2 protein-coding genes are annotated in these 934 nt (G+C 44.7%); both read left to right on the top strand.

Annotated features, from left to right (window positions below; genetic code table 11):
• The first annotated feature begins 16 nt into the window (after positions 1-16).
• Complete coding sequence (gene rsxA, locus A3738_RS18210; RefSeq protein WP_068476022.1) at positions 17-598, top strand: electron transport complex subunit RsxA; 582 nt, start codon at positions 17-19, stop codon at positions 596-598.
• Positions 598-934: RnfABCDGE type electron transport complex subunit B (locus tag A3738_RS18205; RefSeq protein ID WP_156504330.1), on the top strand; the 337-nt coding region annotated here is incomplete at its 3' end. The genes rsxA and A3738_RS18205, both read left to right, overlap by 1 nt.

Raw genomic sequence — 934 nt, 5'->3', positions numbered from 1 at the left:
CTGAGAAGTAAGCAGCATGACGGAATATCTACTCATATTAGTGAGCACAATTTTGGTCAACAACTTTGTGCTCGTGCAGTTCCTCGGTTTATGCCCATTCATGGGTGTATCGAATAAGCTTGAAACGGCAATGGGGATGTCCTTTGCGACAACCTTCGTGCTTACTTTGTCTTCAGTGTGTGCGTATCTCGTATACACCTATCTACTAGAACCTTTCGATCTTGCGTATTTGCAGACGATCTCTTTCATTCTAGTTATTGCAGTTGTCGTGCAATTCACAGAACTCGTTGTACGCAAAACAAGCCCTTTGTTGTACCGCGTACTGGGTATTTTCCTTCCGTTGATCACAACAAACTGCGCAGTACTTGGCGTTGCTTTACTCAACATCAAAAAGCAAAACGGATTTGTCGAATCCATTCTGTATGGCTTCGGCGCAGCGATTGGTTTTTCTCTCGTTATGATATTGTTTTCGGCGATGCGAGAACGTCTTGCGTTCGCTGATATTCCGAATGCATTTAAAGGCTCAGCTATCGGAATGATCACCGCTGGTCTTATGTCATTAGCATTTATGGGCTTTACCGGATTGGTGGCGTTCTAATGTCCATTGCAGTAACCGCAATTATCGTTTTATTAAGCTTAGCCGTAGTCTTTGGTGCGATTTTAGGATTTGCAGCGATACGTTTTCGTGTAGAAGGCAACCCTATCGTTGATCAAATTGATGATCTACTACCCCAAACTCAATGTGGACAATGTGGTCACCCAGGATGCCGCCCANATGCTGAAGCCATCTCAAATGGTGAAGACATTAATAAGTGTCCGCCTGGTGGTGAAGCAACGATCCAAGCTCTTGCAGATCTTTTAGATGTCGAGCCTTTACCACTCGATGCAGAGCATGGTGAAGAAAAAGCGAAGCAAGTCGCCGTCATTCGCGAAG

The sequence above is a fragment of the Oleiphilus sp. HI0066 genome (assembly GCF_001635725.1).
This window is presented reverse-complemented; position numbering and strand designations above follow the sequence as displayed.

Bases quoted from the DNA above. Each gene is read 5' to 3' on its own strand.
- rsxA (WP_068476022.1), top strand. From the start codon at position 17: ATGACGGAATATCTACTCATATTAGTGAGCACAATTTTGGTCAACAAC.